Source organism: Chryseobacterium vrystaatense (assembly GCF_000737765.1).
Classification (GTDB): Bacteria; Bacteroidota; Bacteroidia; order Flavobacteriales; family Weeksellaceae; genus Chryseobacterium; species Chryseobacterium vrystaatense.
In genome coordinates, this window is sequence record NZ_JPRI01000003.1 from 1 (window position 1) to 25565 (window position 25565).

Genomic DNA, 25565 nt, shown 5'->3' on the forward strand with positions numbered 1-25565 from the left:
TGAACGTAAAGAAAATTCTACTGTCCGAAGCGCGGGATAAAATTTGATTCTTAACATAGGGTTCTACCGCGCGAGTTTTAGAATTTTTAGAGAACAGGATTTATTTTTAGCGGAAGTTTCCCGGTCTTGAATTTTTGATTCTTTTGTTTGAAGACAAAAGAATACAATGAACTATCTACATCAAAAAAAAATCTTCGGCGGCCCGAATGGGCCGCCGAAGATTTTTATGTTATCTCTCAAGCGTAAAATTAGATATCACTTTCGGATGTTCAGCCTCATTAGCTGCTTTCCAGGATGTTCTGTACATCCATTCCGTCATTTTATAAAGCTTTTTAAAGTTGATGTTTTCCGATTCATCCTGAGGGGTATGGTATTGGTCGTGCAATACACTTGTGAAAAATATGGAAGGAATTCCAATTTTTGCATAGGGAAGGTGATCACTTCTAAAGTAGAAGTATTCTGCGTGGTTTGGAGAATCCCAGTCTTTCAGGTATTTGAATTTTGTACTTTCATTATTGGCATCCTCAGCCATTTTTACCAATTCTTCAGAGTTTTTATGCGGTGCATTTCCTCCCAGAAGGGCAGCTTCATTATTGTCATTTCTTCCGATCATATCACCGTTCAGGACGGCAACTATTTTTTCTTTAGGAACGACCGGATGGGCCGCATGCCATCTTGAACCCAGCAATCCTCTCTCCTCAGCACCATGGAAAACAAATAAAATACTTCTTTTTCCCGGCTGTTTTTTGTAGGCTCTGGCCATCGCCAGCATCGCAACACAGGTACTCGCATTATCATCGGCACCATTGTAGATTGTATCATTTTTCACCGGATGTCTGATTCCGTCATGATCCTGATGTCCGCTGAGCAGAACGTATTCCTCTTTCAGTTTAGGATCTGTACCTTCTATTTTTCCGATGATATTGACTGAGGGGTATTTATAGGTTTCTGTGATCAGGTTCAGAGCAATTTTAGGATTGTTTTTTACCCAGCCTGCATTTTCTCTTTTAATCCAAATGACAGGAATATTATCTGTTATTTTTTCTCTGAGGCCCTCCACGCCGTAGGTTCCTCTTGTCATTTGAGGAAGGACTTCAACCCAGCTTTTTTCAGAAATATCGTCTGTAATAAAAATCACAGCTTTCGCTCCCAGTTCAAGAGCTTTGTTATAATATTTAGTTCTTACAAAACCAGGATACCGTCTCACAAAAAGAGTCATTTCCTTATCGATATTTTTATCAGAGGCGTTAATGGCAAGCACTTTTCCTTTGATATTGAATTGGGAAAGCTTATCAGGTTCGGTCGTGCCTGCATATACGATTTCTCCATCAACAGAAGCATTCACAGGTTCTGCAACCAGAAAATCTTTCCACAGCGTCAGACTGCTGTTCCCTATTTTCAGACTGCTTTGAGGAATCACCTGATGCCTGTACATATCAAAAAACTGAAAAAATGTTCCGTTGTCACCCGCGGGTTTCATTCCGGCTTCTTTGGCTTTATCGGCAAGCCACATTGAAACTTTTAATTCATCTAAAGTTCCTGCTTCACGTCCCCAGAACTGATCTGCTGCCAGTTCATACATGTCTTTTTTCAGATCAGCTTCTTTGATCGCTGAGACCAAAGGTTTTTTATAATTTTGGGCACTTCCAAAGCTGAACAGGAGAACGCTAAGTATAGATAATATATATTTTCTATTCATCAGAATTTTTAATTGAAGTTAGCCAATTTATCGGAAAACTGTTTCGAAAATTCCTTTCTGTCTTCCTCAAGCTTTTCTTTTTCAGAAGGAAGAATATAATTAAAAAGGACTTTGTCTTCCTGATCAAGAAATATGATTTCCTTTTCATTGCCATCGATCATTTGCGAGAAAATTTCCCACATGGATGCACCTTTTAATTTTAATAATTCAAAAAACTGTTCTGCTTTTATTTCTATTCTCTGCATATTTCGTTTTTATATAGATAACGTTACTTAATATTATTTTTTGTAAAACAATTGATTTTCAGGAATTAAAATTCCAATAATTTGAGCTTAAACTGGATCGCAAAATTCTGCTTGAAATTGGGTGTAGTGTAGTATCCCACCCGGTAGAACAGTCCTAAATTGAAATAACTTGATAAGAAATTATTCCACTCAAGTCCCACTTCCTGATACAGATGGTCCAGTTTTCTGAATTTAAACTGATGGTATTCCGGATGTTTCATATCTCCGATTGTTCCTCGTAATACAAAGTCAAAGCTTGAAATATTCTTTCCGAAACTTTTGAAATACAGAGGAAGTTTGTGGGTGAAGTAATATGCAATAAATTTGTCATTGTAATACTTCCCACCTTCCAGCGTTGCAAAACCCAGATAGGAGGTAAGGTTAAAATTGAAATCCTTTCTCGGAGAAGCCAGTCCGTTCATCGTAAAATGTTTCCAGATAGGAGCTTCGCCCAATACCATTCCTCCGTAAAGCCTGAATCCTGTAGTTCCTAACATGGTTTTAAAGTTATGAACGAAAAGGGCGTCAAAACGGGTATAATTGAAATCCCCCCCCAGAACCTTATAACTTTGTTCATAGTTAAAATACAGCTCAGGATATTTCTGATCGATAATCGATTTACCCTGAGGAGTCATGATATTCGTCGAATTAGGTGAATATTTTAAGGTAAATAAAGTATTGAAATTATCAAACTGGCCGCCTCTTCCCCTGAATTCGTAGTCAAATTTTGCCTCTTCGATATTTCTTTTAGCTGCAAAAACCAGGGTAAGTCCGTTGGTAACATCATTCAAATAGGAGAGAGAGGCTCCTCTGAAATGATAATATTTATCATTGTTGATGTTATTCCCGTAATTCATCGTTCTCATCTTAAAATTCCAGAGTCTTCTGTAAAACTCTCCCGACGCTGTCACATCATTATAATATTCAATTCTGAAGAATGAATTCTTATCAAGTGTCGTCTTCATATCAAGACCGATTCCATACTTCCATTTGTCGTCTTTGAAACCGTAGGCAAAATAATAGTCCGGTGAGAAATAGGGATTAAAAGTTTCGTTCAGTTTAGCTTTTAAACCGAGCCTGAAACCTTCATACAAGTTATAATTCACGATTTCATCTACTGCAAAATCTACAATACCCGTTCTTATTTGCCCGTTGATAAGGCCTGTCAGGATCTTTGCTTTACTGTCAATATTGTATTTTCTGCCCAAACTGTCTATCGTAGTATAGGTATTTTTTTCACGTTCGGTCAGAGGCTCCGTTCGGTACTTATCGAGAAGATGGCCATCTGCATTTTTGACCTGGAAAGTATATCCTTTAAAATTATTTTTGTCTTCTTCAACAGGTGATTTGAAATCAAAATAGGTTGAGGTCAGAAAAGCATAGGTTCCGAAACTGGTCCTGTCTTTCTTTTCAGGCTGCTCCTCTGTTTTATCCTTATTACCCTCTTCCATGGCCACTCTGCTCATTCTGAGTTTTACCTTTTCCTGAGCAAGGAACCATTTGTTATTATAGAAAACCCAGACACTCGTAATAATGCCGTCATTTTTGTTCTTGCTGAAATTTTCGATCTTCTGGATTCCATAGGTTTCGGTATCTACATAAATAGCACCATTATATTTTCTTCTTTTATCCGGTTTTTTGTAATTCACCTCCCTGAAACGGATGACAAATGTTTTTCGTCCGTTAACTTCGATGGTATCTGAAAGGAAAAAGCGGTAAAGCCCCCTGTTTTCCTGTTTGATCTGATTAGGAATTTTGTCCCTGTTGCTCTGCTGGATCGCAATCATTTCATAGATTGGCTGTTTGAGCCCGGAAATTCTGTTATCAAGGATATTAATCTTTTCACCGTATGTTTTTGAGTATAAAAACTCCTGAGCTCTTTCCCATAAAAAGAGTTTACTTTTTGAAAAGATCTGTTTGGCGGAGATATTATTTAATGAATCCTTTTCTCTTTTTTTCTTGAAAAACTGTGTGTCATTGAAAAACTGATTAAACTGTGTAATGCTGTCCTGATCGATGTCCAGAGATACTTTTTCGTAAGATTTAAAAGTGTAGGAACTGAGGCTTTTGGGAGAGTTTTCTTTAAAAAGCCTGTTGACTTTTTTCAAAATTTCAATAGCTCGCGGGTCGCTTCGGTCTTCGATAACGACCTCTTGAATATCAGTGGTTTTTGATGCTTTTTTTAGAAGAGAAATTTCCATATCTGCTTCTACAGAAGCATTCTCTTTCTGATATTTTTCTGCCTCTATGTCAATAGTACTGCATGATGCTCTGAACTCCAGTACACCCTGAACATTCGTAAAGCCAAGAACTTTTCCGTCACAGGAGATTTTAGCATTTGATATAGGTTTCTGATTAGTTTCGTCAATGACTCTAACCTTTGATTGAGTGTAACCAAAGAAATACATTAACAAAAACAATAAAACTAAAAACCTTTTCATGCAAAAACTAGGTCAAAAGTAGTAATATTTCTTGTGGTGCGAAAGTTTTTATGATTTGTTAATACATTGATTTAATCTAAATTTTAAATAGAAATATAGATAAAAAACTCCTGAGATTCTCAGGAGTTTTTCGGTATCATAACAAAAGGACTTTCAATCCTAAATATTCAAAGCTTTTTGATAAGCATTTTCCAACCCATCAAGATTTTTCCCTCCTGCTGTTGCAAAGCCCGGATTTCCGCCGCCGCCGCCCTGGATTTCTTTTGCCAGGTCTTTAACGATCGTTCCAGCCTGATAATCTGCAGCCAGATCGTCAGAAACTCCAACAGTGATCATGGGTTTTCCATCTGCATCAGAAAGAATAATAGTCACAGAGTTAGGGATTTCTCTCTTCAGCTGAAATACAATATCTTTCACAGAACCTGTATCCAGAGAAGTTTTCTTCACCAGCAGCAATTTGTTTCCTTTCTGCTCGTAAGCATTTTTCCATTCGCCGATCTCGCCTTTAGCTTTTTCTTTTTTCAGAGCTTCCACTTCAGACTTCAATGAAGCATTTTCTTCCATCAGCTTTTCAACAGATCTTACAACATCTTTAGATTTCAGCAATTGAGAAAGTTCATGAATCTGATGTTCTAAATTTCTGAAATATTCCTCAGATTTGTCTCCGGAAATAGCTTCAATCCTTCTGATCCCTGCTGCTGCAGAAGCTTCAGAAGTAATCTTGAAATGACCAATCTCAATCGTATTTTTAACGTGAGTTCCCCCGCAAAGTTCCTTAGAACTTCCAAACTGGATCATTCTTACACTGTCACCATATTTTTCTCCAAACAAAGCCATTGCTCCTTTGTCCAAAGCCTCCTGAATAGGAATGCTTCTGAACTCCTGTAATGCAATACTTTCTTTGATTTTGTGATTTACTTTTTCTTCTACCAAAGCTAATTCTTCTTCCGTCATTTTATTGAAATGAGAGAAGTCAAAACGAAGATAGTCAGGACCTACATAAGAACCTTTCTGCTCAACGTGAGTTCCCAGAACCTCTCTTAGCGCTTCATGCAAAAGGTGTGTTACAGAGTGGTTGGCCTGAGAGTTTTTTCTGTCATCAGCATTAGCTTTTGCATAGAAAACAGCTCCGGCATCTTTTGGAAGACCGCTGATCAGAGATACAATCAGTCCGTTTTCTTTTTTAGTTTCTAAAACTTCGAAGCTTTCAGCTGCATTTTCCAGAATTCCTTTATCTCCCACCTGGCCTCCGCCTTCCGGATAGAAAGGAGAACTGCTTAGTACTACCTGATAGAATTCTCCGTCTTTATTTTCTACTTTTCTGTATCTTGTAATATAGGTTTCGGACTCAATCTGGTCATAGCCTACAAAGTTTTCAGGTTTTTCTTCCAAAACAACCCAGTCATATACTTTCTGAGCAGAGTCCTGCTTGGAACGGTCCTGTTGTTTTTTTCTTTCAGCCTGAAAATCATTCTCGTCAATAGTAAGACCTTTTTCTTCCGCGATAATTCTTGTTAAATCATCAGGGAATCCATAGGTGTCATACAATTCGAAAACCGCCAGAGTAGGTAGAACCTTCTGATTGTCAGCTATCGTTTGCTGAATTAATTTTTCAACTCTAATTAATCCTGTTTCAATTTTTTTCAGGAAAGATTCTTCTTCACTTTTAATAACTTCTGTTACCAAAGTTCCCTGTTTTTCAAGTTCAGGGAAAACCTTACCCATCTGTTCCTGCAGAACGGCAACCAGTGTATAAAGAAAAGGCTCCTTCATATCCAGGAATCTGTAAGAGTAGGAAATTCCTCTTCTTAAAATTCTTCTGATTACATAACCGGCACCTCCGCTTGAAGGGAGCTGACCATCAGCAATCGCAAAAGCAACCGCTCTGATGTGGTCTACCACAACACGGATTGCAATATCTTTTTCGTCTTCTAAAATTCCGGTGTATTTTTTACCTGAAAGTTCTTCCACTTTAGCAATAAGCGGCGTGAAAACGTCAGTATCATAGTTGGAAGACTTACCCTGCAGTGCCATACAAAGACGCTCGAAGCCCATTCCTGTATCCACATGCTGTGCAGGAAGTTTTTCCAGAGATTTATCTGCCTTTCTGTTGAATTCCATGAAAACCAGGTTCCATACTTCTACAACCTGCGGGTGATCATTGTTAACAAGATCAAGTCCCGAAACTTTAGCTTTCTCTTCAGGAGTTCTAAGGTCTACGTGGATTTCTGAACAAGGTCCGCAAGGTCCGCTTTCGCCCATTTCCCAGAAATTATCTTTCTTGTTTCCGTTGATAATGCGGTCTTCAGAAATATGAGATTTCCAAAAATCATAAGCATCCTGGTCCCTTTCAAGGTTTTCAGAAGCATCACCTTCGAAGATGGTGACGTATAAGTTTTCTTTTGGAATACCGAATACCTCAGTCAGTAATTCCCAGGCAAAAGCAATAGCATCTTTCTTAAAATAATCACCAAACGACCAGTTTCCCAGCATTTCAAACATGGTGTGGTGGTAGGTGTCTCTACCCACATCATCCAGATCATTATGTTTTCCGGAAACTCTCAGACATTTCTGTGTATCGGCAATTCTCGGGGCCGTAGGTGTTTTGTAACCTAAGAAAAAATCTTTGAACTGTGTCATTCCTGAGTTGGAAAACATAAGGGTAGGGTCGTCTTTCAACACGATAGGCGCTGAAGGAACGATAAGGTGGTCTTTACTTTTAAAATAATCTAAAAATTTTTGACGTATCTCTTGTGATGTCATAGTATTGCTTTGCTTTTAAAACTATCAAATTTTTGATAAGATGCAAATTTAATGTTTTTAAGCGATTTGTAAATAATTTTATGCTATGTTTTGAATGGGGTAAGCAGTGGTTTGTTATATAATAGATTTTAATACAGAATGGGAAGTGTTTATATCATGTTGGATTGGCTCATTTTTTTTAATAGAAGACCTTTTTTAAGCAAAACATGATTTTATCATTTACTGTTCGCAATGATATGCGTAATAAAAATTTTGCGTGGTATCATTTAACTTTTTATATTCGTTTTAATATTAAAAATAAAGACTTAACAGATATTAATTATAACGGGAGATCCAATGTACAGAATCAATAGTTTTTATCATAATATGTATGTAATTCAAAGATGACGAAAAATGAAGTACTGAAAAGCTGGGTAGAGCAGTATTCCGGACCTCTTTTGAAAAGGGCAGCTTATCTGCTTTCAGACAAGGTAGAAGCTGAAGATATTGTGCAGGACGTCTTTTTAGCAGCATTTTCGTCCTATGATTCTTTTGAAGGGAAGAGCCAGCCATTAACCTGGCTGACCTCTATTTTACATCGGAAAGCTGCCGACTTTTACCGCAAAAAGTATAAGTCAGAACCGGAAATCCGTCTTGATCATTTTTTTGATGAAACAGGATCATGGAAAAATGACGGTGTTCTGAATGACTGGAATGTGTCAGAAAAAGAATCTGAACTTTTAGATAATAGTGATTTCAATAAAACATTGGAAGACTGTATTGAGGAGTTGCCCTCCAGATGGAAGATTCCGCTGAAAATGTACTATCTTCAGGAGAAAAAAGCACCTGAAGTGAGTCAGGAATTGAACATATCCACGACTAATCTTTGGAAGATCCTTCAGAGAAGCAGAATGCAGCTGAGGGAATGTCTTGATATCAATTGGTTTACCAACTTATAACCCTATCATAAAAAATGTTGAGAAAGTTAATTCATATTCTGTTCCTGCCCTGCAGCAAAGCTACGATGCTGATGGAAAAAAGGAATGCACAGACCATCTCCCAAAGGGAAGACTGGCGGCTTTCCATGCACTTGAAGATTTGTAAATGGTGCAGAGCTTATGAAGAAAAACTGAAAATTTTAGATGATATTTTGAAAAGAAAACTTTCTCAGAAAGAAAATGTTGAAATTAATGATTCTGATATTCAGGGTTTTAAAAATAAAGTATTAGAAAAATTAGATCTTTAGATAAAATCCTGTCAGGATTTTGAAATTGTTCCGACTATACTTTTGAAAATAATAAAGTATCATTCAAAATCTTAAAGACATGGACGGAACATCAAAACTTGACCTCGAATCCGGAACGTACAGATCCGGATATTACATTTCACTTTTCGGAGCTGCATTGATTTTGCTCTGGATTGGAATATTCAAATTTACACCCACTGAAGCAGCTGCCATAAAACCATTGGTAGAAAACCATTTCCTTACTTTCTTCGTATATAAAATAGCAAGTGTCCGGATGGTGTCAAATGCTATCGGAGTGATAGAAATTATCATTGCTCTATTACTGATATTTAGTGTGAAATTTGCATCACTAAGGAAGTATGCCGGAATTGGGATGATTGTAACGTTTCTGATCACGCTGAGCTATCTGTTCACTACTCCCGGAATCTGGAAAACAGTGGATGGTGTCCCTGTCACAGACTTTTTTATTTTAAAAGATCTGATGTTATTAGGATTCGGGCTGATGATCGTACAAAACAATAAAAATAATGGATAAAAAGAAAAAAATGAAAAATATATTTATTGTACTCGGAATTATTCTGGGTATAGCAGTTTTTGCTGCAGGATCTGGGCTTTTTAAAAACTCTAAGTCCAAAGAATTAACAACAGAAAAAGAAAAGGAAAATCAGAAAATTATGGATAATAAAAATGTCAGAGAGATTTATTTTGCAGGCGGATGTTTTTGGGGAACTGAACACTTTTTTCAGCAAATCCGCGGAGTCGTGGGAACTGAGGTAGGATATGCCAATGGAAATACTCAAAATCCAACCTATGAAGAAGTAGTAAGTCATACGACAGGTTTTGCGGAAACGGTAAAAGTAAAATATGATCCTGAACAGGTTGATCTGAAACTGCTGATTGATCTTTATTTTAAAACAATAGATCCTACCACTCTTGACAAGCAGGGAAATGACAGAGGAAATCAATACAGAACGGGAATTTATTTCTCAAATAAAGAAGATGAAACTGTCGTGAAAAATGAGGTTTCAAAATTGGCTAAAAATTATTCTCAGCCAGTTGTGGTAGAAACGGTGGCTCTGAAAAATTTCTACAAAGCAGAAGACTACCATCAGGATTATCTGGATAAAAATCCAGGAGGATACTGTCATATTGAGCCGGGACTTTTTGAAATGGCTAAAAATGCAAATCCACTTCCCAAGGCCAAATATCAGAAGCAGGATAAAAAAGCGTTAAAAGAGAAACTGACTGCAGAACAATATAATGTAACTCAGGAAAATGGAACGGAAAGACCTTTCCAAAATGAATACTGGAACGAAACCCGTGAAGGAATTTATGTAGATATCACAACAGGTGAGCCATTATTTATCTCAACGGATAAATTTGAGTCAGGCTGTGGATGGCCAAGCTTTTCAAAACCGATTACTAAAAAACTGATCGATGAGAAAATGGATAAAACTGCCGGAATGGTAAGAGTGGAAGTACGAAGTAAAACAGGAGATGCTCACTTGGGACACGTTTTCACAGATGGTCCTACAGATAAAGGAGGACTGAGATACTGTATCAACAGTGCTTCTCTGAAGTTTATCCCTAAAGCTGAAATGGAGGAAAAAGGTTACGGAGATTATCTATCTCTGCTGGATAAGAAGTAATATGAAGGAGAGACCGCCGAAAGGCGGTCTTTTTTTATACCAGTTAATAACGCAATTGGAATCTTTCTTTAATACTAAGCATGGATATATTCACCAGGAATAGAAAACCAAATATGATGAAAAATGCTTCTTTAGGTAATAGAGCTAAAATTTCTGTAAACTTTGTATATCCTCTGGAGTCAGCTTCGGAATCAGCAAAAGTTGCGATAGTGTCATTACAAAGAAGGCATTCTTCAACTACGGGTGGAATATAGCGTTGAATAACAAACAGGTGTCCCGTTTTTTCTAAATCAAGAGCATATTCCTCTGATTTTGTTATATACAGATCATTAAATATGGAGATGAAATCACCATAGGTGTTATTTTCATTGAGAATAAATTCAATTCCGGTCCTTTGTTTATTCCTTTCCTTAAGTTTTTTGATCTCTGAAACATAGAGACTGGAATTTTCTTTTGCCTGTTTGGGTTGAACTTTAATTTTTTTATAATCCAAGTTTCTCAAAGGCTCAAAAGTGAAATTAAGATTACCTCTATCCTTTGATAATTTTGCAGGAAGCCCTATATCAATAACATTAAGGTTAATTTCCTCAAATTTCAGGTTTCCATAATACCAAAAAATCAGTGGCATAGCGATAGCACTGATCAGTCCCGGAAAATAATAAATCTTTTTCATGCGATTATTCTTTTTTGGATTTGAAGATTTTCTTTAATGCTGAACATCGAGATATTTACCAGAAGCAAAAATCCAAAAACTATATAAAATGCCTGGGTAGGGAGATTTTTTACAATGCTTTCGGGATCAGAAAAATTCATCTGAGCTTTTCCTTTATTATATTCTCCTCTAACCACCCCTCCACAAGTAGCATAGTTTTTATTAGGATCTTCATAAAAATGGACAGCAAAAAAATGACCTGTTTTCTCTACATCAATAGCATAAGATTCCTGTTTGGCGAGATGCATGGTATTGATGAGCCCTATGAAATCCTGATAGTTGTTATGATCGTCAATAATGAACTCTATTCCGGTTTCTCTTTCATTTTTTGCCTGAAGCTTTTTTAATTCGGAAATATAGTATTCTTGATTTTGGGTGAATGTATGTGGTTTTACAATAATTTTTTTATAATTCCAGTTTCTAAATGGTTCAAAAGTATTATACGGATTGTATTCTTTTTTGGAAGGAAGTCCCAAATCCATAACTGTATACTGTGGGTGTACTCTCTGGTTTCCATAGTACCAAAACAGGAGCGGAAGAGCAGTCGCACTGATCAGTCCCGGAAAATAATAGATTTTTCTCATTTCAGCATTTTGATAAAAATAATAAAAAATCGAATACTTGAATAGCAATCCTCCATTTTTAACATTTCAGTGATCATAAAAACAAAAAAGTGATCCAAGGGACCACTTAATATTTAAATCAATTCAATTTTTTAATTTACAAAGCCTACCAATCCCTTTTTCTCAGGATCAGGTAAGAGCCGACAATAAAGATCACAGACCAGATGATACATGCAATCATACTTTCTGTTGGATAATGAGCTTCATATTTTACGCCCATCACTTTCACAAGATTCAACCGCATCAAAGGGTTCGGTATTAGATTGGACATGCTTTCCAACGGTAAAAGGTTGGTGATAAAGAAATCATTCTCAAGTACCGCTTTTCTTTGCTCACCCTGCATTCCTGTTAATTTCTGATAGGCTTCTATACCTGTTAAAATCTTTTCAGCGATCCAGTAGGCGAAGAAACCAAGGAATACAAACATCGATTTTCTCAGCAATACGGAAAGGAACATCAGGAAAGAGAAAAAGGTAAACAGCTTCACAAAATAATTTCCGATATAGTACACTTCTTCATAAATTTTTGAAGAATCAGTTACCTTTGAATATTGATGTCCCAGGAACATTGTAATAATAAATACAATCAGTGTGGAAACCGCTGTAAAGATCGTAATCGTTAGAAGTTTTGATCCTATGAACTCCTTTCTGCTCAGCCCGTCAATGGTATTTTGTTTAAACATCCTGTTTGTGAACTCCTGCGAGATCGAAAATACAATGATCAATCCCAGAAAAATTTTCAGAAGGGCAACAATCCATGTCGTAAAGTTCCAGATTTCAGGAAAATTGTAAATTCCCTGTTCCTTTAAATTGACCGTCCCTCCGAAAACATCAAGATCTACCAATCCTATGAAAAGGAGAGCAATCAGAATGGCAAAATATAAGATGGTAAAAACCTTGAACGGTCTGTAGTTCAGATTTTTGTAATATTCTAGTTTTAGTAATTTAAGCATGGGTATTCGTGTTTTTTACAAGTTCAAGGAATTGAGTTTCAAGAGACAGTTTTTTCTTCGTTAAATGAGACAGAAAAATTCCCTTTTCAGCAAGCTTTTGATTTAAAGCAGAAGCAGAAATCGATGCGTCATCACGGATTTGGGCTTTGATGATTTCACCGTCTGCTTTCACAGCACTGAACCACTGAAGTTCTTCCAAAGCGCTTAAGAGCAAAGTATTATTGTCTGCCTTTAGCTCAAAGTATCCGTTGTTAGCCGTCATTTCATCCACCCTTCCACAATAAATTGAATTTCCCTCTTTCAAAACAATAACGTGGCTGCAGATCTTTTCGATCTCATCCAGAAGATGGCTGGCAATAATAATGGTGATACCCTGTTTAGCTATATTACTGATGATATCTCTGATCTGAATAATTCCCTCAGGATCCAGACCGTTGGTTGGTTCATCAAGAATCATCACCTCCGGATTGTTCAGCATGGCTGAAGCAATAGCCAGACGCTGTTTCATCCCTAAAGAATAGGTTTTGAAAGCATCATTTTTTCTTTCAAAAAGTCCGACTGTTTTCAGTACTTCAGCAATTCTGGTGTAGGGAGTTTCTTTGATCTCTGCCACGATCTTAAGATTCGTTTCAGCATCCAGATAAGGATAAAAATTAGGCTGTTCGATAATAGCACCGATTCTTTTCAGAGTATCGGGCTCTGTCCCTTTTTTTCCGAACCAATACCAGTCTCCGCTGGTGGGATTTATGGTAGAAAGCAACATTCCAAATGTGGTCGATTTTCCGCTTCCGTTGGGTCCCAGAAGACCATATACATTCCCCCTTTCTACATCAAAGGAGATATTGTTGACCACAGTTCTTTTGAATTTTTTTGTTAAATTCTTTACTGACAAAATTTTTTCCATGTAATTTGTTTTACATAGTAGTAGTCTATGTAATTAAGATATTGTTACAGCAATTTGATTTTTTTAAGACAATTTATTGAAGTTTCTGTTAGTGTTCGATGTAACAAGATGGATAGTGTCACTGTTTTACGGATGTAACTATTGTTAAAGAATGGAGACCTATTGAACAACCATCAACTCAAAAAATATAAGTATGAAAATCATTAAATGGGTAAAGCGTATCGCTATGGCACTTCTTTTAATCATCATTTTACTGCTGATTACGGGATTCATTTTTGAGAAAATATCCCGATCATTAGCAGAGAAAATTAAACCTGACGGTCAGTTTGCAGAAGTAGAAAACCATAAAATGCACTACCTGAAAGAAGGAAAAGGCGGCCCAACAGTAGTTTTTGAAACCGCTTTTGATCCGGCAGGCCACCTTCAGTGGTATCATATTCAAAAAGATCTTCCCAAAAACTACACTACATTTTCCTACGACAGATCCGGAATTTTATGGAGTGACAGAGGAACCAATCAAAAGACAGGCGAGAAGATGGCAGAAGAACTTCACCTGCTTTTGGAAAAGGCCAACGCTCCCAAACCCTATATTTTGGTAGGGCATTCTTTTGGTGGAATGCTCACCCGGTTTTTCGTTAAAAAATATCCTAAGGATGTTGCAGGAGTGATATTGGTAGACAGTCAATACCCGGCAGATGAAAAATTTCTTTCGCCACAAATGCATAAAATGGTCAATCAGGGGCTTCCCGGTGGGTTCCTCAAATTTGCCAATATTTTTGGAGCAGCAAGGCTGATGTTTAAAAATATGTTTCCTGCAACGGCAGAGTATAAATTCCAAAACTCCGTTATGCCTGCACTGCTTTACAAAAGTGCTGATGCTACCCTTGAAGAGCAGGATCATATGAAAGCGATTAAAGCAGAAGCCGCTACTGTGAACTCCTTCGGTTCAGTTCCTTTGTATGTGATCACAGCAGGAGATAAAACAAGGTATGATAGCTTCATCAAAGATCAAAAATTAAAAAACGAAATGCTTGAAGCATGGGACAAAATGCAGAAAGATTTACTTAATCTATCTGCTGACAGCAAGCAGACCATCGTTCCAAACAGTGGGCATTATATTAATCAGGACCAGCCTAAGGTCATAGAAGATGCCGTAAATGATATGGTTAAAAAGATCACAGTAAAATAATCAATGGATAAATTATTCATCTCAACTAATGTAAACTTCAGTCTTAGCTTTCACTAAACATATCTTCATTTACCTATTTTATTTTAGCGTATTTTCAATAGATTTTTAAGATTAAAATATTAAATTTGATAGAATTAATAGGTAATTTATGAAGTTAATTGAGTTAGCAAAAGAGCTTAATGTTTCGGCAGAGGCTATTAAACAGTTTATTCAGGATTTTGATCTTGAACTGGGAGTGTGCATCAGTACAAACTTTGAAGTGAAGAGCGATTTTGAAAAGTTTGCCCGTGAAAATATAGCATTTTTAAAACGTTACGAAAAAGATCTGGACCAAAATAAAACCCTTGAACAGATTGCTGAGGTGATCAACCAACCTAAGGAAAAAGTAGAAGAAGTCATCAAAGAGAATAATCCCAATATTTTTGACAATGGTTTTTTCCGGTCTTCAATTTCAAGTTATGGTATAGACAATAAGCTTGGTGGTAATTACAAATTTGTGTATGATTACTTTGGATATAAAACAAGCCTCAAGCACAGGGACTTTATTGGATACAGGGACCTTTTCTTTTACATATCGGGGGTTTTAGAACCTTTCTTAAATCCACAGCAGATAAAAGATTGGGGAATTCATAAGCCTGCCGGGATTATCCTTTACGGACCTCCGGGAAGCGGGAAAATATTCTGGGCTACCAAAATTGCCGAAATTATCGGGTATCACTTTAAAGAAGTAAAAAAACACTACCTCGGAACCTCATTTATTGATGGAAACCAAACGAATTTCACCGATTTTCTGTTAACCATGATGAAAGAAGAAAAAGTATTGCTTTTCCTCGATGATTTCGACGAAATTATGATGGAAAGAAAAGCAGAAACAGACCTTGCTTCCTGTAATCTGGAAACTCAGGAGCTGATTCTTCATTATATAGGAAAATTTGAAAAAGAAGAACTGCTGATGGTGGGTTCCGCAAACTCCGTATCAGAAATTGACGAAGAAATTCTTGCTCCCGGGAGGTTTGACGTTATGATCCCTGTCTTCCCACCCAATGCTGCAGAACGTTCGGAAATCATTCTCTATGCGATGACTAGAGGACTTGAAGAAGATTCCCTTCTTTATAAGATTCTTAAAAAAAATAAAGCAGACAAAGTTCCGTTCTGGCACGAAATCGCTGCTAAAATGAAGGCATTCAGTAATACCATGCTGATTGATTTTACGCAGAGTCTTAAAAAACGGCTTAAAAATCAGTACCAAAAAACCAGAAATGAAAATCTTAAAATCGATCAGAACCTTCTCAACGCTGCTTTACGAGATGCTGCCGGAAAACTAACTGAAGAATATCTTGACCAGGTAGCAAGATTCCTGGCAGATGCTATTATCAATAATTTTGATGAGTTTAAATCCAGAATTCAGGCGCTGAAAAAAGAACTGGAAACCTATAAGGTAGTAGAAGAGCCAAGAAGAGAAATAGGATTTCACCATAATGGAGAAGGGGGTGACAGTGCTCAGGGATAATTCTATTTGGAAAGTCTTGGAATAAAAGAGTTTAAGATACAGATTGTAAGAGTAAAGGGAAATGAGTGCTGATTCTATATTTTTTTTATCCTAAAATCTGTATCTCAAATCTTAGCTCTTTGTTCTTCATTCCTGACTCTTAGATCTTGATTCTTGACTCTTGACCCACCTTACCACTAATACATCTACTAAATAAAATGAACAGCATCTGGGAACTTGAAACTTTTTACAGAAAAAGAGATATCGTCATTATTGGGGCTGGGTTTTCAGGCCTTTGGACTGCTGTTTCCATTAAGGAAAAATATCCTGATAGGTCTGTTTTAATTATTGAGAGAAATACTGTTCCATTGGGAGCTTCCACAAGAAATGCTGGTTTTGCCTGTTTTGGAAGTCTTACGGAAATGATTGCCGATTCTCAGAAAATGGGTTGGGAAAAAACACTCGAGCTGGTTAAGATGAGGTTTGAAGGACTCCAAAAGATCAGAAAGTATTTTAGCAGTGATGAAATAGATTTTCAGTTGGATGGAGGCTATGAAATTTTGAATGATGATGAACCTTTACAGCAGTTAGCGACAGTTAATGAAAAACTGAAAGCCATAACTGGTCTCGATGAAACCTATTTTCTGAATCAGGAGAAAATTACAGGATTTGGTCTCAGAAAATCTGAATTTCTGATTGAAAATCCATGTGAAGGAAGCCTGCATTCCGGTAAGTTATTACAGAAACTTCTGGAGAAATGTTATGAATTGAAAGTAGATTTTCTTTTCGGTACAGAAGTGAAAAGTGTTGATGAAAAGACTGATGAAGTCGACATACAGCTGTCTGAGGCACTTTCGATAAAGACTGACAGGATCATTTACTGTACCAATGCATTTAGCTCAAAATTTCTTGAAAAGGAAGACATTATTCCCGCACGTGGACAGATTCTCTTGACGGAACCGATAGAAGGTTTGAAACTTAAGGGAACCTTCCATTATGATGAAGGATTTTACTATTTCAGGAACCTTGGCAACAGGGTCTTATTGGGAGGTGGACGAAATAAAGATTTTAAGACAGAAGAAACGACAGATTTTGAAACAACAGAATTTTTACAGAACCATCTGGAACATTTTTTAAAAGAAGTCATCCTGCCGGATCAGGAATTTCGTATTTCTCTCCGATGGTCAGGGATTATGGCGATGGGCTCAGAAAAAACACCTATTATAAAACAGATTTCAGACCGACAGTTCTGTGCAGTAAGACTTTCCGGAATGGGAGTTGCACTGGCCCCGAAAATAGGAGAGATTGTAGCGGAAATGATTTAATTACAATGTTATAGACCAATGAAATATTTACCTTTTGAGCGTATCATTTATAGAACAAATTTGTCTGAGCACGAAGTAGTAAAAAGGCTTTCAGACTTTATTGAACCCAAAAAATTTAGTTGGGGCAAAAAAACAACCAAAGAATATGAAGGATTTGTGACTAACAGCAGTTTTGAAATAAATAGAATTATAGATTACAGAAATTCTTTTCTTCCTCGAATAAGTGGCACTTTTAAAGAGAATAACGGCGTAACTCAAATTGAAGTTACCATGAAATTACATGTATTAGTCCTTGTTTTTTTAATAGTCTGGTGTGGATTTGCTCTACTGTTCTTAATAGGTATGGGGGTGGCTGTTGGCATAGCTGAGGAAAAAATTTCTTTAGTTCTTTTTATTCCTGTATTTATGCTTTTATTTGTTTACGCTTTAACGATGTTTGGTTTCAAAAGTGAAAGTAAAAAATCCAGAGAATTTCTGAAGAAAAGCTTTGAAGCAGAAATAATAAATGAATAAATACCAATTAATTATTTTTCCGCCAGTTCATTATATCATTTGTTATTTTTTCTGAATTGAATTCATGCATATACAGGCCATATCCCACGCAGAGTTCTGATTTTATGATGCCCTGTATTTTCTTCGAATCTGCCCCTTTTTCTAATTGCTGAAGTACTTTTTCGGCAAGAAAGGTGCAGAAACTTTTATGCATTTCGGAACTTATATTCATTGATATAATCAGTTTTTCCAACTGCCAAACACGGTTTTTACGATCATTAATCAACATATTCATATAATCGCTATCCATTCACTTTATTTTTTGATTATTTAAATATAAGATAAGAATTTAAGAAAGAATTCAGACATCAGACTTAAGCTAAGGATGAGATTAAGAAAGTTATTTGATAACGGTTAAATTCTTTCACTCTAAAACTTTCCAACCCTCAAACTTAAACCCTGCGTCTCAATCATTCGCAATCTGAAACCCGTACTCAGCATTCTCAACTCACAAAAGAATTCCGTATTTTTGTATAAAATAAAAAATTCGTGATCAACAACGACCAGATAAAAGAAGTTCAGTCTAGAATTGTAGACTTACATAAATACCTTCAGATCGAAAAAAAGAAGATAGAAATAGCGAATGATGATGAAAAAACTGCAGCTCCCGAATTTTGGGACACTCCAAAAGAAGCTGAAGTATTTCTAAAGCAGCTTCGTTCCAAAAAGAGATGGGTAGAAGATTATGAGGAAATCAGCACGCAGTTTGAAGACCTGCAGGTCTTGGTGGAATTTGCAAAAGAGGATGCAGACTCTGAAAAAGAGCTGGATGAAACATTTCCAAAGCTTGTGGAAAAAATAGAAGACCTTGAATTTAAAAATATGCTTTCCAACGAAGGAGACGAGCTTTCTGCCGTTCTTCAGATCACTGCAGGAGCAGGAGGTACAGAAAGTTGTGACTGGGCTGCAATGTTGATGAGAATGTACACGATGTGGGCTGAAAAGCAAGGATATAAAATCCGTGAACTGAACTATCAGGAAGGTGAGGTAGCAGGAGTGAAGACCGTTACGCTGGAGATTGATGGTGAATATGCCTTCGGTTACCTGAAAGGGGAGAATGGGGTACACAGACTGGTTAGGATTTCACCTTTTGACAGCAATGCCAAGCGTCATACAAGTTTTGTTTCTGTCTATGTTTATCCATTGGTGGACGATACGATTGAAATCAACATCAATCCAGCTGATATTTCTTTTGAAACGATGAGATCTTCCGGAGCTGGGGGACAAAACGTAAACAAGGTGGAAACTGCTGTCCGTCTTCGACACGCACCTACCGGAATAATTATTGAAAACTCCGAATCCCGTTCCCAGCTTCAAAACAAGGAAAAGGCTATGCAGCTGCTTCGTTCAAGACTTTATGAAATGGAACTTGAAGCACGTATGAAAGCAAGAACCGAGATAGAAGCCAATAAAATGAAAATAGAGTGGGGAAGCCAGATCAGAAACTACGTCATGCATCCTTATAAGCTGGTAAAAGATGTCCGTTCGGCTCACGAAACTTCAGATGTGGATTCTGTGATGAACGGAAATATCACGCCATTCCTGAAAGCCTTCCTGATGGCCGATGGTACCGCTGTTTCAGATGACGATATGGACTTGTAAAATATCATGTCTGGTTTTTAGTTAAAATCTTATAATTAATTTTTGTTTAAGACATTTTACACTTACTTTTGTTGTTAATCGTTATATATGGAAGATTTCAATAGCTGGAGAGATTTACTGAACCCCGAGTTTTATATCAAAATGGGTGGGTTTTGGCTTATTTTATTTATTGTTTTTGCTGAAACAGGTCTTTTCGTAGGGTTTTTCCTGCCTGGAGATTCACTACTGTTCGTATCAGGAATTTATGCCGTTGAAATCATCAAAGAGACTTTTGGCTCTACAGGGAGTGATTTCTTAGATACTACTATTTTGGCTTCGTGTGTGGCGCTTGCTGCCATTGTCGGAAATGAAGTAGGGTATTATTTTGGAGTGAAGACAGGTCCTGCTTTGTACAAAAAGCAAGATACCATGCTGTTTAAAAAGAAATATCTGTATCAGGCCCATGATTTTTTTGAAAAACACGGTGCACTGGCGATCATTATGGCCAGATTTTTACCTGTAGTGAGAACTTTTACTCCCATTGTTGCAGGTATTGTAAAAATGGACAAAAGAGAGTTCTTGAGAGACAACGTCGTTGGAGCTGTCCTTTGGTCATTTATTCTGATCTTTGCAGGACACTATCTTGATAAACTTTTTCAGGAGCAGTTTGGAATTAACCTAAAAGAAAAACTGGAGGTAATCATCATTATCATCGTTCTGGTAACAACACTTCCGGTAATCATCAAATTTGTATTCGGCAAAAAAGAAGATCATTCTAAATACGAAAACAAAGATTTCGACCAGGAATAATACCATAAAATTATATCACTAACCTGCTTTTCAGCAGGTTATTTTTTTATCCATTCCAGGATGTTGGGATAAATGATACTGTCTCTTTTGATCCTGCTGAAAAACCTTGGAACATGTCCCGTTCTTTTCATAAAGATCAGTTTGTGAGGAACATTATGCTTAGCCAGTGCCGAATCCATCGATAAACCCTGATGTTGGTTGACAAGAAAATCATTGTTTCCCTGAAAAAGTAATGTCGGAACATTAGATATATTGGCGATCGGACTCGCTTCTTTGAAAGCCCCGGATACATTTTTCCGGTCAAATTTGGTTCCTACAACCTTTTGAAAAGTAGGAGAAGTGTATTTTGAATAAAATGAGTTAAGGTATTCGGGGCTGTAAAAATCTGTAGGTCCGCTTAAAGATATAATTTTTTTGATCTGTTCAGGATGTCTGTAACCATAGAGTAGGGCAAGATGGGCACCGGCACTTTCTCCAAGAAGTATGTAATTGTCAGGCTGAAGCTCTGCTTTTACAGCCAGTGAGTTGAATTTTTCAATGGCGTAGCCAATATCTTCCAGCTGCTCTTTGTAGGTGATCTTCTTCCGTGTGGAAACCAACCTGTAATTCATATTGATGCTTGGAATTTTATTCTCAAAAAGCATTTTCTGAATCTTAATCATATGTTCCTTTTTGCCAAGTGTCCATGCACCGCCATGGACGATAAGAACGACAGGGGCATCTTCAGCATAATCCAGTGGAAGGAAAACGTCCATTTTCTGCCTTTCGTGCTCTCCGTATTTTAAATTGTATATTTTTTGCTGCCCGCCAGTACCTACCCAGACTCTGAATTTTGTGTTGCATGACTGTAGCAGGAAGGTTAGACAGCTTATTACAAAAAAATGGTATCTGAGAACTAACTTTTTCATTACTTAAATTTAAAGAAAAATTACGGGAGTGAGGACTTTTGAAGACTGATTTTTGATAGGGTATATCAGATACAAAGGTTCGGTACAAAATGAATTTGAAATACTGTTTTAAAGCTTTTCAGCAGTTTTTGATGAAAGACCTTTATTGATCATGATTGCATCTTTTTCGCCCTTTGTAAATAAAAAAGTGATTTCAGAATCATCATCACTGAGAAAGAAAACATTCTCCTTTTCAGCCAACATTCTGACTTTTGGGCCATTGTCCATTTGGATATAAAGCTGCCCTTTTTCAGTAAGAATATGAATAATACTGTTGTCCGAAAGTTGATAATTTCCAGAGTATTTTGAGAGGAGAGAAGGTTGAAGCGTTACTTCCTTTTTTGGATAGGGAAGTTCATACGGCTGGTTTAAAAGAGCAGCTAAAATTGTATTGCCTGCTTTCTCGAGTTTTTTACTGGTGATATTATTGAGAAGTATAATGCAGATATCATCGTCAGGAAGCATGGCAAAATAACTTGTTGAGCCTTCTATATTTCCTCCGTGATTGATGAGTTTTTTTCCGTAAAGATCATCAATGAACCAACCATAACCATAGCCGCTCAGATATGGAGTAGTGGCTTTCTTGAATGATTCTTTAGAAACAATTTTGTAATCTCTCAATCCTTTATAATACTGATACAGGTCTTCTGCAGTACTGTAGATTTGTCCTGCAGGACCGGTAAGTCCCGGATTCCATATCTCTGTTTTTTTCTGTTTTGTTTTTGATATATAAGAATAGGGAACTGTTTTGTATGGACTTTTCAGTGCGAGATAATCAAAACCGGTATGAGTCATTTTAAGAGGATTTAAGATCATTTTTCTTACAGCATCTTCATAAGAAAGTCCGGTTACCTTTTCAATAATAATTCCCAACAGTATATATCCTGAATTGGTATATGAGAATTTGGTACCTGGCTCAAAATCCAAAGGTTCATCTTTAAAAAATGAGATTGCCATTCCTTTTGGAATAATTTCCCCTGTATGAAGCAGCCTGAAATATTCCTTGTTTCGAAGCGGTTCATAAATTCCTGAAGAATGGGTCAGGAGGTTTTCAATGGTAATTTCATTTCCTCTGGGATAATCTGGAATAAATTTAGAGATGAGGTCCTTCACAGAAAGTTTTCCCTCTTCGCTTAGCTTGATAATGGTTAATGCCGTGAAGGATTTAGTTAAAGAAGCGATCTGGTAAATATTATTGTTTTGATTCAATATTTTCTTCTCTGCATCCTGCCAGCCGTAAGACCTTTCGAAAATCACTTTATTCTGATCATGAACAAAAGCTGTTCCGTTGAATTTATTGATGTCAGCATATGCTTTTATAATATGGTCTATTTCATATTTCTTCCCTTCCTGAACGCTACCTTTGGTGTCTGGTTTTGTCTGACCTTTTAATGGACAGCAAAAGATGCTGGATATGAATGTTATACATCCTAAAAAGAAAATGTAAGATTGATGGCGCATAGTATTCTGTTTTAAAAAACGTTTAAAAGTAAGCAGAGTTTTGTTCAGATAAACGGTCCATCCTCAGAAATTATTTAAAAATAATATTCAGAATCAAATAAAAATAGATTTTAATAATTATTTTTGCCTTACTTAACATATATTAAAAAAACATTAAAATAATATGGCATCTGGTTTTTTTGCGATTTTAGATGATATAGCTGCGCTGATGGATGATGTAGCGGTCACTAGTAAAATAGCTACACAGAAAACGGCAGGGATCCTTGGAGATGATCTGGCTGTGAATGCAGAGAAAGCCACAGGCTTTCTTTCGTCACGTGAAATTCCTGTTTTGTGGGCCATTACAAAAGGCTCCTTTATCAACAAACTGATTATTCTTCCTGTTGTTTTCCTTCTCAACTGGCTTTATGCTCCGGCAATTAACTATGTATTGATTTTGGGTGGGCTGTATTTGTCATTTGAAGGTGTTGAAAAGATCATAGAATTTCTTTTTCACCGGGATAAAAAAGGTCACGAAGTTATTGAAGAAATTGGAGTAGATGAAAAGAGTGATGAAGAAATAGAAAAAACAAAAATTAAATCGGCCATTACCACGGATTTCATTTTATCTGTTGAGATTGTCATTATTGCTTTGGGAACTGTTTTGGAAGAAAGTCATCCTTTTATTACCCAGATTTTGGTGACAAGTTTGGTTGCCTTTATTGCTACAGTAGGCGTGTACGGGATTGTTGCATTGATCGTAAGAATGGATGACGCAGGATTCAAATTAATCAAAAAGAGTAATGACAAAGGTTTCTTTGGAAAGCTAGGGCACTTTTTGGTGAAAGCTTTACCTGTTGTTATTAAAGCTTTGGGGGTTATTGGTACGATTGCTTTGATTATGGTAGCAGGAGGTATTTTTGCCCATAGAATAGAATTTCTTCACCATTTTTTACCTTCTTGGTCTTCTAATGAAGTGCTTACTATTTTAAAAGAGATTATTCTCGGACTTATAGGAGGCTTATTTGCTGTAGCACTTTTTACGATGGGAAAAGGTGTTGTTTCTTTAGTAAAGAAGAAATAGAATTTGATAGATTATAAACGACTCGGCGCGGCTTCTATGAAGCCGCGCCGAGTCGTTTATAATCAAAAAAAGAGGCTGATAAAAGCCTCTTTTAAATATTTTAGTTGAATAGATCTTTCACTTTATCAAAAAAAGTTTTTTCTTTTCCGGAAGGTTCTGCAACCATATCTCCGCTTGACATCTGTTTTTCGAAGAAATCTTTCTGTTCTTTATTCAGTTTCTGAGGAGTCCATACATTAATGTGGATGAACATGTCTCCTTTTCCATAGCTGTCGATGCTTGGAAGCCCCTTTCCGGCCAGTCTGAGGATCTTTCCGGACTGTGTTCCCGGATCAATGGTAATTTTCACTTTACCGCCTACTGTGGGAACTTCTTTCTTAGCTCCTAAAGCAGCTTCTGCATAGGAGATATATAATTCCTGATGAAGATTGTCGCCTTCTCTTTTGATTGTTTTATCTACTTCCTCTTCAATGATAACCAATAAGTCTCCCGGAACTCCTCCAAACGGAGCATCATTTCCTTTACCTCTTACATTAAGCTGGATACCATCTCTTGCACCCGCTGGGATATTGATTGAAATTTCTTCCTCATCTTTGATCAGTCCCTGAGCATTAGCTCCTGTAGGAATTTTATCAGCAACTTTTCCGATTCCCTGACATGTACCACACGTAGTCTGTGTCTGCATCTGTCCGAACATCGTATTCATCACTTTCATCTGAACACCGGAACCATTACAGGTAGGGCAGACTTTTGAAGTGGCACCATCGGCCATCTTCATTTTTTTTACTTTGATGGTCTTTTGCGTTCCGTTTACCATTTCTTCAAGGTTCAGTTTGATTCTGATCCTAAGATTAGAACCCTTTACCTGCTGGCGTCCGCCTCCGCCAAAACCACCGAAGCCTCCTCCGCCTCCGAAAATATCTCCAAACTGGCTGAAAATATCTTCCATATTCATACCTCCACCGAAGCCTCCGCCTCCGAAACCACCGTTACCACTCATTCCGGCATGGCCAAACTGGTCATATCTTGCACGTTTCTGATCGTCGCTCAGTATTTCATAGGCCTCTGCAGCTTCCTTAAATTTTTCCTCAGCCTCTTTATCTCCCGGATTTTTATCAGGGTGAAATTTGATGGCCATTTTTCGGTATGATTTCTTTATCTCCTCGGCCGATGCAGATTTACTGATCTCAAGAACTTCGTAATAATCTCTTTTTGACATAATGCTTATAATTGATTGTTGATGGGTAATAAATGATTTGTTTTGCCTATCATGTATCACTCACCATTGATCATTGGTATTTTAGTTTCCTGTTACTACTTTAGCAAAACGGATCACTTTATCACTTAAAGTATATCCTGTTTCGATAACATCTACGATTTTGCCTTTTAGATCTTCCGATGGTGCAGGAATCTGAGTAATTGCCTCATGGAAGTCTACATTGAAGGTATCACCTGCATTTACTTCCATAGCTTTTAAGCCTTTTTCGGTAAGTCTGTTCTTAAATTTCTGATAGATCAATTCTACACCCTGAAGGTCAGATGGATTTCCGTTTTTAGCAATTTCTTTTAAAGCTCTTTCAAAATCATCCAGAATTCCCAACATAGAAATCATCATATCCTGATTGGCATACTGGAAGAACTCCATCTTCTCTTTTGCCGTTCTTTTTTTATAGTTTTCGAACTCAGCGTATAATCTGATGTAACGGTCTTTCTCTTCTGCCAAAAGTTCCTCTGCAGAAGGTTTTGCTGTCACATTTTCCTCAGATGCCACTTCGTTCTGAATGTTGTTTTCTTCCTGATTATTGATGCTTTCTTCGTTAATATCCTGATTTTCCATAATTCAATATTTATTTAAATAATTGTTTGACAAAGAACCTGCCAAATAGAAAAAATGGA

The 25565-nt window shown here is 37.0% G+C and carries 24 protein-coding genes; 11 read left to right on the forward strand and 13 right to left on the reverse strand.

Annotation, left to right across the window (positions count from 1 at the left end; translation table 11 throughout):
- Window positions 1-229 precede the first annotated feature (229 nt).
- From IW16_RS09360 to alaS, 4 genes are all read right to left on the reverse strand, one after another.
- On the reverse strand, window positions 230-1699 hold the full coding sequence (locus IW16_RS09360) for a M20/M25/M40 family metallo-hydrolase (protein WP_034742896.1): 1470 nt from the start codon (window positions 1697-1699) through the stop codon (window positions 230-232).
- Window positions 1700-1707: 8 nt separating this feature from the next.
- Complete coding sequence (locus IW16_RS09365; protein ID WP_034742899.1) at window positions 1708-1944, reverse strand: hypothetical protein; 237 nt, start codon at window positions 1942-1944, stop codon at window positions 1708-1710.
- A 65-nt stretch (window positions 1945-2009) separates the two neighbouring features.
- Window positions 2010-4424, reverse strand: coding sequence for a hypothetical protein (locus IW16_RS09370; RefSeq protein WP_034742902.1), 2415 nt, complete (start codon window positions 4422-4424; stop codon window positions 2010-2012).
- A 159-nt stretch (window positions 4425-4583) separates the two neighbouring features.
- A complete protein-coding gene (alaS, locus tag IW16_RS09375; RefSeq protein WP_034742905.1) occupies window positions 4584-7187 on the reverse strand; it encodes an alanine--tRNA ligase in 2604 nt (867 codons plus the stop codon).
- A gap of 383 nt (window positions 7188-7570) precedes the next feature.
- Between alaS and IW16_RS09380 the strand changes: the two genes are divergently transcribed.
- The 4 genes from IW16_RS09380 to msrB all read left to right on the forward strand — a co-directional run bounded on the left by IW16_RS09380 (window position 7571) and on the right by msrB (window position 10061).
- On the forward strand, window positions 7571-8125 hold the full coding sequence (locus IW16_RS09380; RefSeq protein ID WP_034742907.1) for a sigma-70 family RNA polymerase sigma factor: 555 nt from the start codon (window positions 7571-7573) through the stop codon (window positions 8123-8125).
- 14 nt (window positions 8126-8139) lie between these two features.
- A complete protein-coding gene (locus IW16_RS09385) occupies window positions 8140-8412 on the forward strand; it encodes a hypothetical protein (RefSeq protein WP_034742909.1) in 273 nt (90 codons plus the stop codon).
- A 79-nt stretch (window positions 8413-8491) separates the two neighbouring features.
- Window positions 8492-8947: a DUF417 family protein gene (locus IW16_RS09390; protein ID WP_034742912.1), complete on the forward strand. Its 456-nt coding sequence runs from the start codon at window positions 8492-8494 to the stop codon at window positions 8945-8947.
- Between the two features lie 10 nt (window positions 8948-8957).
- Complete coding sequence (gene msrB / locus IW16_RS09395) at window positions 8958-10061, forward strand: peptide-methionine (R)-S-oxide reductase MsrB (RefSeq protein WP_034744146.1); 1104 nt, start codon at window positions 8958-8960, stop codon at window positions 10059-10061.
- A gap of 43 nt (window positions 10062-10104) precedes the next feature.
- On the opposite strand, the gene IW16_RS09400 is transcribed toward msrB, so the two are convergent.
- From IW16_RS09400 to IW16_RS09415, 4 genes are all read right to left on the reverse strand, one after another.
- Window positions 10105-10734 (reverse strand): hypothetical protein, encoded by a 630-nt coding sequence (locus tag IW16_RS09400; protein WP_034742914.1) that lies wholly within the window; start codon window positions 10732-10734, stop codon window positions 10105-10107.
- Window positions 10731-11357, reverse strand: a complete 627-nt coding sequence (locus tag IW16_RS09405) for a hypothetical protein (protein ID WP_034742916.1) — start codon at window positions 11355-11357, stop codon at window positions 10731-10733. The genes IW16_RS09400 and IW16_RS09405 overlap by 4 nt, the downstream gene beginning before the upstream one ends.
- A gap of 145 nt (window positions 11358-11502) precedes the next feature.
- Window positions 11503-12348, reverse strand: coding sequence for an ABC transporter permease (locus IW16_RS09410; RefSeq protein ID WP_034742918.1), 846 nt, complete (start codon window positions 12346-12348; stop codon window positions 11503-11505).
- On the reverse strand, window positions 12341-13252 hold the full coding sequence (locus tag IW16_RS09415) for an ABC transporter ATP-binding protein (RefSeq protein ID WP_034742920.1): 912 nt from the start codon (window positions 13250-13252) through the stop codon (window positions 12341-12343). Before IW16_RS09415 ends, IW16_RS09410 begins: the two co-directional genes overlap by 8 nt.
- A 193-nt stretch (window positions 13253-13445) precedes the next feature.
- On the opposite strand from IW16_RS09415, the gene IW16_RS09420 reads away from it, so the two are divergent.
- The 4 genes from IW16_RS09420 to IW16_RS25660 all read left to right on the forward strand — a co-directional run bounded on the left by IW16_RS09420 (window position 13446) and on the right by IW16_RS25660 (window position 17768).
- Window positions 13446-14441: an alpha/beta fold hydrolase gene (locus tag IW16_RS09420; RefSeq protein ID WP_034742922.1), complete on the forward strand. Its 996-nt coding sequence runs from the start codon at window positions 13446-13448 to the stop codon at window positions 14439-14441.
- A gap of 148 nt (window positions 14442-14589) precedes the next feature.
- Window positions 14590-15951, forward strand: coding sequence for an AAA family ATPase (locus tag IW16_RS09425; RefSeq protein ID WP_034742924.1), 1362 nt, complete (start codon window positions 14590-14592; stop codon window positions 15949-15951).
- 197 nt (window positions 15952-16148) lie between these two features.
- Window positions 16149-17255, forward strand: coding sequence for an NAD(P)/FAD-dependent oxidoreductase (locus IW16_RS09430; protein WP_034742926.1), 1107 nt, complete (start codon window positions 16149-16151; stop codon window positions 17253-17255).
- An 18-nt stretch (window positions 17256-17273) separates the two neighbouring features.
- The gene (locus IW16_RS25660; protein WP_051890065.1) at window positions 17274-17768 is read left to right on the forward strand and encodes a hypothetical protein; all 495 of its coding nucleotides are present in this window, start codon (window positions 17274-17276) and stop codon (window positions 17766-17768) included.
- A gap of 7 nt (window positions 17769-17775) precedes the next feature.
- Here the strand turns inward: IW16_RS25660 and IW16_RS09440 are convergent, their stop codons facing one another.
- Window positions 17776-18057, reverse strand: coding sequence for a hypothetical protein (locus IW16_RS09440; protein WP_034742928.1), 282 nt, complete (start codon window positions 18055-18057; stop codon window positions 17776-17778).
- Between the two features lie 239 nt (window positions 18058-18296).
- Between IW16_RS09440 and prfB the strand changes: the two genes are divergently transcribed.
- Window positions 18297-19409, forward strand: coding sequence for a peptide chain release factor 2 (gene prfB / locus IW16_RS09445; protein WP_034742931.1), 1113 nt, complete (start codon window positions 18297-18299; stop codon window positions 19407-19409).
- Between the two features lie 87 nt (window positions 19410-19496).
- Window positions 19497-20198 (forward strand): DedA family protein, encoded by a 702-nt coding sequence (locus IW16_RS09450; RefSeq protein ID WP_034742934.1) that lies wholly within the window; start codon window positions 19497-19499, stop codon window positions 20196-20198.
- A gap of 38 nt (window positions 20199-20236) precedes the next feature.
- On the opposite strand, the gene IW16_RS09455 is transcribed toward IW16_RS09450, so the two are convergent.
- Both IW16_RS09455 and IW16_RS09460 read right to left on the reverse strand, forming a co-directional pair.
- Window positions 20237-21106: an alpha/beta hydrolase gene (locus IW16_RS09455; RefSeq protein ID WP_034742938.1), complete on the reverse strand. Its 870-nt coding sequence runs from the start codon at window positions 21104-21106 to the stop codon at window positions 20237-20239.
- Between the two features lie 108 nt (window positions 21107-21214).
- Complete coding sequence (locus tag IW16_RS09460) at window positions 21215-22606, reverse strand: serine hydrolase (RefSeq protein ID WP_034742941.1); 1392 nt, start codon at window positions 22604-22606, stop codon at window positions 21215-21217.
- Window positions 22607-22769: 163 nt separating this feature from the next.
- On the opposite strand from IW16_RS09460, the gene IW16_RS09465 reads away from it, so the two are divergent.
- Window positions 22770-23669 carry a DUF808 domain-containing protein gene (locus IW16_RS09465; protein WP_034742944.1) on the forward strand — a complete coding sequence of 300 codons (900 nt, stop codon included), beginning with the start codon at window positions 22770-22772 and terminating at the stop codon, window positions 23667-23669.
- Between the two features lie 100 nt (window positions 23670-23769).
- Here the strand turns inward: IW16_RS09465 and dnaJ are convergent, their stop codons facing one another.
- Together dnaJ and IW16_RS09475 are read right to left on the reverse strand one after the other, a co-directional pair.
- Window positions 23770-24888 carry a molecular chaperone DnaJ gene (gene dnaJ / locus IW16_RS09470; protein WP_034742947.1) on the reverse strand — a complete coding sequence of 373 codons (1119 nt, stop codon included), beginning with the start codon at window positions 24886-24888 and terminating at the stop codon, window positions 23770-23772.
- A gap of 81 nt (window positions 24889-24969) precedes the next feature.
- Window positions 24970-25506 (reverse strand): nucleotide exchange factor GrpE, encoded by a 537-nt coding sequence (locus IW16_RS09475; RefSeq protein WP_034742955.1) that lies wholly within the window; start codon window positions 25504-25506, stop codon window positions 24970-24972.
- Window positions 25507-25565: the final 59 nt, after the last annotated feature.